Annotated in this window: 3 protein-coding genes and 2 tRNA genes; 4 read left to right on the top strand and 1 reads right to left on the bottom strand. The window is 71.6% G+C overall.

Annotated elements, in window-relative coordinates; all coding sequences use genetic code 11:
* Positions 1–38: 38 nt before the first annotated feature.
* Complete coding sequence (locus ACFWEG_RS27810; protein ID WP_387220534.1) at positions 39–581, bottom strand: PPA1309 family protein; 543 nt, start codon at positions 579–581, stop codon at positions 39–41.
* A 166-nt stretch (positions 582–747) separates the two neighbouring features.
* Here ACFWEG_RS27810 and ACFWEG_RS27805 point away from each other — a divergent pair, with 166 nt between their 5' ends.
* The 4 genes from ACFWEG_RS27805 (at position 748) to ACFWEG_RS27790 (ending at position 6,165) form a co-directional block, all read left to right on the top strand.
* Positions 748–3,756, top strand: a complete 3,009-nt coding sequence (locus ACFWEG_RS27805) for a UPF0182 family protein (RefSeq protein WP_387220536.1) — start codon at positions 748–750, stop codon at positions 3,754–3,756.
* Between the two features lie 65 nt (positions 3,757–3,821).
* Positions 3,822–3,895 (top strand) — tRNA-Met (locus ACFWEG_RS27800).
* A 217-nt stretch (positions 3,896–4,112) separates the two neighbouring features.
* Complete coding sequence (locus ACFWEG_RS27795) at positions 4,113–5,951, top strand: sel1 repeat family protein (protein ID WP_387220531.1); 1,839 nt, start codon at positions 4,113–4,115, stop codon at positions 5,949–5,951.
* A gap of 140 nt (positions 5,952–6,091) precedes the next feature.
* A tRNA-Met gene (locus ACFWEG_RS27790) sits at positions 6,092–6,165 on the top strand.
* The last annotated feature ends 32 nt before the right edge of the window (positions 6,166–6,197 follow it).

Genomic DNA, 6,197 nt, shown 5'->3' with positions numbered 1-6,197 from the left:
CGCGGACACCGGCCCCCGGTGCCCGCGCGGACGACGGCTCAGTCCTCGAACGTCGCCGCCAGCGCCTCGGCGAGCCCCGGCACCAGCCCGGACCCGGTCAGCACCTCGCTCGCCGCGTCCTTCTCGCGCAGCCGCAGCGCCGACTCCCGGGCGCCGTCGCGCAGCACGGCGACCGTCATCCGCACCTCCTGCCGGTCGGGGTGCTTCGCGACCCAGGCGGCCAGGCCCGCGTCGTCGAGCCCGTCGGGGACCGACGCCTCGGCCGACGGCGGCAGCATCAGCCGCTCCACGGTCATCGCGCAGCCGCCGACCGCCTCCGGCCAGGCGATCGTGCCGAGGAACTCGTCGAGCGGGGTGCCGGCGGGCACCTCGTCCTGCTCCACCGGGGTGAGGGGGGCGGGTTCTGCGTCGCCGTCGAGCCCGAGCTGGGCGGCGAGGGCGGGCTCCTGGGAGCGGAGCCGTTCGGTGTCGACGAGGGCGAAGAGACGGGCGGGCTGGTCCCAGCCGAGGGTGGCGGCGTACTCGTCGATCTCGAGCACGGCGCGGGTCAGCGGGCTGGCCGCGAGAGGTGTTTCGGACATGGTCACAATCCTGCCTCGTTCGGCCCCGAAATCGGGAACTGAGTAAAGCCTGAGTAAGTTGCATAGGTATGGGCCTCAACCATCGGGGCCCCGAAGACCCTCGCACCGGACACGGACCGGCGAGCGACCAACAGCGAACTTCGAGGTGCGCACCTTGGCTTTCCAGATGCCGGACCGCGGCGGAGGCCCCTCCGGGCCACGGATCAGAGTCGGCCGACCGTCCCGGCGTGCCCGGACCCTGCTGATGACACTGGGCGTCCTGGCCGTCCTCGCCATGGTGTTCGTGATGTTCGCCGGGTTCTGGACCGACTGGCTCTGGTACCGCTCGGTGAACTACTCGTCCGTCTTCACCACCACCCTGTGGACCAAGATCGGCCTCTTCGTCGTCTTCGGCCTCCTGATGGCCGCGGCGATCGGGGTCAACATCTGGCTGGCCCACCGGCTGCGCCCGCCGCTCAGCGCCATGTCGCTGGAGCAGCAGAGCCTCGACCGCTACCGGATGGGCATCGCCCCGTACAAGAAGTGGCTGCTGCTCGGCATCACCGCTCTGGTCGGGCTGATCGCCGGCGCGTCCGCCTCCGGGCAGTGGCGCACCTGGATGCTGTGGGTCAACGGCCAGTCGTTCGGCCAGAAGGACCCGCAGTTCGGCATGGACGTGTCGTTCTACGCGTTCGACCTGCCCTGGTACCGCTTCGTTCTCGGCTTCGGCTTCGGCGCGGTGGTGCTCTCCCTGATCGCCGCCGCGCTGGTGCACTACCTGTACGGCGGGCTGCGGATCACCAGCCCCGGCGCCCGGGCGACGGCGGCGGCCACCGGCCACCTCTCCGTCCTGCTCGGCATCTTCGTCGCCCTGAAGGCCGTCGCCTACTGGCTCGACCGGTACGGGCTCGCGGTGAAGTCGGGCAACGTGAAGGCCGCCGACAACTGGGTCGGCCTGCGGTACGTCGACGCCAACGCCTATCTGCCGGCCAAGACGATCCTCTTCTGCATCGCGGTCATCTGCGCGGTGCTGTTCTTCGCCACCCTGTGGCGGCGCACCTGGCAGCTGCCGCTCATCGGCCTCGGCCTCATGGTGCTCTCGGCGGTCCTGGTCGGCGGGCTCTACCCGGCGATCGTCCAGAAGTTCCAGGTCCAGCCGAACGAGCAGGCCAAGGAGACGCCGTACATCGAGAAGAACATCGAGGCGACCCGCAAGGCGTACGGCATCGACGGCGTCAAGCCCAAGGACTACGAGGGCAACGCCGCGATCACCGACGGCGCGGCCCAGCGCAAGCGCGCCGACGAGACGGCCAGCTACCGCGTCAACGACCCGAACATCGTGTCGCCGACGTTCAAGACGCTGGAGCAGAAGCGGAAGTACTACCAGTTCCCCACCACCCTGGACGTCGACCGCTACAACGGCCAGGACACCGTGATCGGTCTGCGTGAGCTCGACCTCGGTCAGATCGACAAGCGGAACTGGATCAACGACCACTTCATCTACACCCACGGCTACGGCGCGGTCGCTGCCAAGGGCACGGAGGTCCAGGCGGGTTCCGAGGGCTCCCCGGCCTTCACCGAGAACGGCCTGCCGACGAAGAACAACGCGTCGAACACCCCGAGCAACCCCGAGGGCGCCTTCGACGAGGACTACCAGCAGCGCATCTACTTCGGCGAGAAGACCCGCCAGTACTCCATCGTCGGCGGGCCCCAGAAGGAGCTCGACTACGAGGACTCCGACGGGCAGAAGACGTACAGCTACGACGGCAAGGGCGGCATCGACCTCTCCAGCCCGCTGAACCGCGCCACCTACGCGGCCGCGTTCGGCGAACCGCAGATGCTGTACTCGGGCGCCATCGGCGAGGGATCCCAGATCCTCTACAACCGCACTCCCAAGGAGCGCGTCGAGGCCGTCGCCCCCTGGCTGACGATCGACGGCGACGCCTACCCGGCGGTGGTCGGCGACCGGATCCAGTGGATCGTCGACGCCTACACCACCTCCGACGGCTACCCGTACGCCTCGCGGACCACGCTGGGCGACACCACCGCCGACTCGCTGACCGACCAGGACAGCCAGCGGGCGGTCGTGGCCCAGGAGAACCAGGTCAACTACATCCGGAACTCGGTGAAGGCCACCGTCGACGCCTACGACGGCACGGTGAACCTCTACACCTGGGACGAGAAGGACCCGGTCCTCAAGACCTGGAAGAAGGCGTTCCCGGGCACGGTGAAGGCCAAGTCCGACATCGCCCCGGAGCTGCTGGAGCACCTGCGCTACCCGCAGGACATGTTCAAGGTCCAGCGCGAGCTGCTCGGTCTGTACCACGTGACCAACGCCGACCAGTTCTACAACGCGAGTGACGTGTGGGAGGTCCCGGACGACCCGACGTCGGGCAAGAAGGGGCAGGCGGTCCCGCCGTACTACCTCTCGCTCGCGATGCCGGGGCAGAGTCAGCAGAAGTTCTCGCTGACGACCACCTTCACCCCGGACAACCGGCCGAACCTGTCCGCCTTCATGGCGGTCGACGCCGACGCCACGAGCGACAGCTACGGCTCGATAGACCTCCTCAGGGTGACCGGGGACGAGGTCGACGGCCCGGTGCAGTGGCAGAACAAGCTCAACACCAACAACGACGTGGGCCGGTTCACCCGTGAGATGGAGAACTCCCAGTCCAGTCTGCTGTTCGGCAACCTGCTGACCGTGCCGATGGACAGAGGGTTCCTCTACGTCGAGCCGATCTACGTCAAGGGCAACGACGCCCAGTACCCGCTGCTGAAGAAGGTGGCGGTCTCCTACGGCGGCAGGACCGCCTTCGAGGACAACCTGGGCGACGCGCTGAACAAGGTGTTCGACGCGGAGGGCGCGGAGCCGGCGGACCCGACGGATCCCGGCGAGCCGGACGAACCGTCCGAGCCCTCCGACCCGGGCACCCAGGACCCGACGGTCAAGGAAGCCCTGGACGACGCCCAGGCGGCGTTCGACAAGGGCGAGGCGGCGCTCAAGGAAGGCGACTGGCAGGCGTACGGCGAGGCCCAGGACGAGCTGCAGGCGGCCCTCCGGCGCGCCGACGCCGCCCAGGCGGCGGCCGACGACAAGCCGGCCGCGGAGAAGCCGGCCGCCGAGAAGCCGGCCGCGGAGAAGCCCGCGGCCGACAAGCCCGCGGACGAGAAACCGGCCGGCGACTCGGGCAGCTGACCGGCCGGGGGACCGGCAACCGGGCAGGGCTCCCTCCGCCTCGTGATAGTGTGAGAACACAACGACGCGGGGTGGAGCAGCTCGGTAGCTCGCTGGGCTCATAACCCAGAGGTCGCAGGTTCAAATCCTGTCCCCGCTACTGCACCGGAAGGCCTGAATCCGACAAGGATTCGGGCCTTCCGTTCGTTCGGGGCGCGACGCGACACGGAAGGGGATTCGTGCGAAGAATGCTCCGTGCGGGGGGAGTTGGGGAATCCGGGTTTGACGTGTCTCTCTGTGGGCATGTCGACAAAACGCTGTAGAGACCTCTACGGACGCCGATTACCTGGTGTGCACTGTCAGTGGGTGGTGCCACGATGAGGATCATGGGGGACAGGACAACTCTGTTGGAGTCAGGGCGATTCGAGCAACCGGCCGACCACGGCGACGACACCGCCGCGGTCGAGGACGAGCTGCGCCACCGTCAGGCGGCCGAGGCCGGTGACGTCGAGGCGATGAGCCTCCTCGGCGCCCTGCTCATGCGCCGCGGCGACCTGGAGGGCGCCGAGCCCTTCCTGCGCGCGGCCACCGCCGCCGGCGACCGCGCCGCCGCGAACAACCTGGGCGTCCTGCTCCACCAGCGGGGCCAGGCCGACGAGGCGGCCGGCTGGTGGCGCGTCGCCGCCGTCGCGGGCTCCGCCGCCGCGGCCCACGCCCTCGGCCGCCACCACCGCGAGCGCGGCGACGAGGTCGCCGCGGAGTACTGGCTGCGGCAGTCCGCCGAGCAGGGGCACGTCCTGGGCGCCTACGCGCTGGCCGACCTCCTGGAGCACCGCTCCGACGTCGGCGCCGAGCACTGGATGCGGGCCGCCGCCGAGCGCGGCCACCGCGAGGCGGCCTACCGGCTCGCCCGCACCCTGGAGGACCGCGCCCGCGCCGCCGTCGCCCAGGGCGTCGCCGGCGCCGGGATGATGCAGCCGACCGGCGACCGCACCCCCGGCGGCATGACCCCCGCCGCGGAGGCCGAGCAGTGGTTCCGGCAGGCGGCCGCCCGCGGCCACCGCCGCGCCGCCCTGCACCTCGGGACCATCCTGGAGGACCGCGGCCTGCTCAAGGAGGCCGGGCGCTGGTACCTGACGTCCGCCAAGGACGGCGAGCCGCGGGCGGCCTGCGCCCTCGGCTTCCTCCTGCGCGACGCCGGCGACGAGGAGAACGCCGCCGTGTGGTGGCTGCGCGCCGCCCAGGAGGGCGACGGCAACGCAGCCAACGCGCTCGGCGCCCTGCACGCCGCCCGCGGCGAGAAGCAGACCGCCGAGCGCTGGTACCGCGCCGCGATGGACGCCGGCGACATCAACGGCGCGTACAACCTCGGCCTGCTGTGCGCCCAGCAGAGCCGTACGGCGCAGGCCGAGGCCTGGTACCGGCGGGCGGCCTACGCGGGCCACCGCGAGGCCGCCAACGCGCTCGCCGTGCTGCTGCTCCAGGGCGGCGACGCGGCGGGCGCCGAGCCGTGGTTCTCCAAGGCGGCCGAGGCGGGCAGCGTCGACGCGGCGTTCAACCTGGGCATCCTCTACGCCGGTCGCGAGGACGACGGCAAGGCGCTGCAGTGGTACGCCCGCGCCGCCGCGGCCGGCCACACCGAGGCCGCGCTCCAGGTCGGCATCGCGCTGCTGCGGGACGGCGACGAGCAGGCCGCCGAGCGCCACCTGCGGTGCGCCGCCGGCAGCGGCAGCGCCGAGGCCGCCTTCCGCCTCGGCACGCTGCTCGACCGCCGGCCGCACCAGGACGTCGCCGTCCTCGGCGAGTCGCTCACCGAGAAGACCGAGTGCGAGGAGTGGTACGAGCGCGCCGCCGAGCAGGGGCACCGCCGCGCGCAGGTGCGCGTCGGGATGCTCGCCGCCGCGCGCGGGGACGCCGCGGAGGCGGCCCGCTGGTACCGGGAGGCGGCCGAGGCCGGCAGCCGCAACGGGGCCTTCAACCTGGGTCTGCTGCTCGCCCGGGAGGGCAGTGAGGCGGAGGCGGCCCTGTGGTGGGGCCGCGCCGCCCTGGCGGGCCACGGGAGGGCCGCCCTGCGCATGGCGCTGCTCACCGCCCGGCGGGGCGAGCTCGACGAGGGCCGCAAGTGGTGCGAGCGGGCGGTGGCGCTGGGGCCGGCGGAGGTCGCGGAGCGCGCGGGCCGGCTGCTGGAGGCACTGCGGCAGGAGCTCACGGCCTGACCGCGCCGCGCCCGCGACCCGCGGCGCACGGCTGCCCCGGGACCCGCGGCGTACGGCCTGGATCCCGGGCGCGCCCGGGGGTCGTGCGTAATGGATTTGCACAGGTGGCGGCCGTCCGCGTACGGTGGTGCACACAACGACGCGGGGTGGAGCAGCTCGGTAGCTCGCTGGGCTCATAACCCAGAGGTCGCAGGTTCAAATCCTGTCCCCGCTACTGAAGCGAAGGGCCCGGGACTCGGAAGAGTC

Source organism: Streptomyces sp. NPDC060194 (assembly GCF_042728285.1).
Lineage (GTDB): Bacteria > Actinomycetota > Actinomycetes > Streptomycetales > Streptomycetaceae > Streptomyces.
This window is presented reverse-complemented; position numbering and strand designations above follow the sequence as displayed.